The organism is Priestia sp. P5_B4, assembly GCF_056400385.1.
In genome coordinates, this window is record NZ_JBFULJ010000948.1 from 1 (window position 1) to 1,422 (window position 1,422).

2 protein-coding genes are annotated in these 1,422 nt (G+C 39.7%); both read right to left on the reverse strand.

The window, feature by feature from the left end:
• Positions 1 to 400 (reverse strand): sulfite exporter TauE/SafE family protein (locus AC1DRF_RS27765; protein ID WP_477742280.1); only part of this gene is annotated, 400 nt, incomplete at its 3' end.
• A gap of 249 nt (positions 401 to 649) precedes the next feature.
• On the reverse strand, positions 650 to 1,422 hold a 773-nt coding region (locus AC1DRF_RS27770), incomplete at its 5' end, for an oxidoreductase (RefSeq protein ID WP_477742281.1).

A 1,422-nucleotide genomic window follows, 5' to 3' on the forward strand; every position in this document is an offset into this window, starting at 1 on the left:
ATAAAGGTTTGGTGCTCTTTTCTTCGTTTGTTTTAAACGTAAATAAAAAACGAAATAACACATAAACTCCTAGAAGTAATAAGAATGTTGAAACGTAAGGCCTTACCGCATCTCCAGGTAAATTACTTAGAAAGCAGGCTCCTACAAAAGCTCCGATGGAACCCGGGATAATTAGTTTTAACACCATCGATTTATCTACATTTCCAAATTTAATATGCGAAACACCAGAAGCTGCTGTTGTTACAACTTCTGCTAAGTGAACAGATGCGGAAGCCACAGCTGGTGCAATTCCAAACGTTAAAAGCAGCGTAGTTGATGTCACCCCGTATGCCATTCCAAGTGATCCATCAATTAACTGAGCTAAAAAGCCAATAAGTGCAAACGTAATTAACTTTTTCATGTTGTCCCTCCACTTTCATCTTCTGTTAGAAAGCACAAAAAGGCCTCCAACAGTTGTTTGCTAGAAGCCTTCGGTATGTCCGATCAGCTGTCCGTTTTATGAATAAGTTGTTTATATTGTAATCCTAACTATTCCTAGAAGTCAACTGTGTTTTTAGTTTTTCTTTTAGTCTATGTATGCTGCTTGGTTATAGTATCAGTAAAATAAAATTCTTATTGTTAAGTCAACAACATAAAAACGACCGCTCACTTAATAAGGGCGGTCGTTTTTATGCATATCTTGCCAGTGAGCCAGCACTTCAGGTGGCAAACTCACATCTTTATCTAATGACGTCACATCCATAGAAGCGGGCTCATCGCTATTTATCACTTTTTCTACCCAATCTGGCTGTACAACTAATGCTTGTTCAATCGTAATTAAAGCCAGCCCTTTCTCAAAAGCTTCTGCTACTTCTGTTGCCGTAAGTCCTCCTGTACCCACAAGAGGGACCCGGTGATTAACGTGCTTAATAATCGAAGAAACCAGTGAACGATTTTCTTCACTACTTAAGGTAGGTTCATGCAAAGCACTGATATGTAAATAGTCAATTTCTGTATGAACAAGACGATCAATCCACTCAAATGTATCTTCCACTTTATTTCCTAAATAGCCTTTTTCTTTGGGTGCTAATGTATATCCCACAATAAATGGTTTGCCCGCATGAGCTGCTCGACGCGTCACTTCACGAATAACTTCAAGTGCAAAAGTGAAGCGGTTTTCTGCGCTTCCTCCATAAGAATCGCTTCGTTCATTTGCTTGCCTTGACATAAACTGCTGCAGTAAGCATTCATTTCCTCCGTCAATTTCTACTCCATCAAACCCGGCTTCCATAGCTCTGGTGGTAGCTTCGCCAAACGCTTGAACAATATAAGTTATATCGCGCTCGGTCATTTGAACAGGCTTTTTGCCTTTACGTTTATGAGGCTTTTCACTTGGGCTAATGGCTTGCCATTTATTTTTTATTTCTACGCACTTTCTTCCCC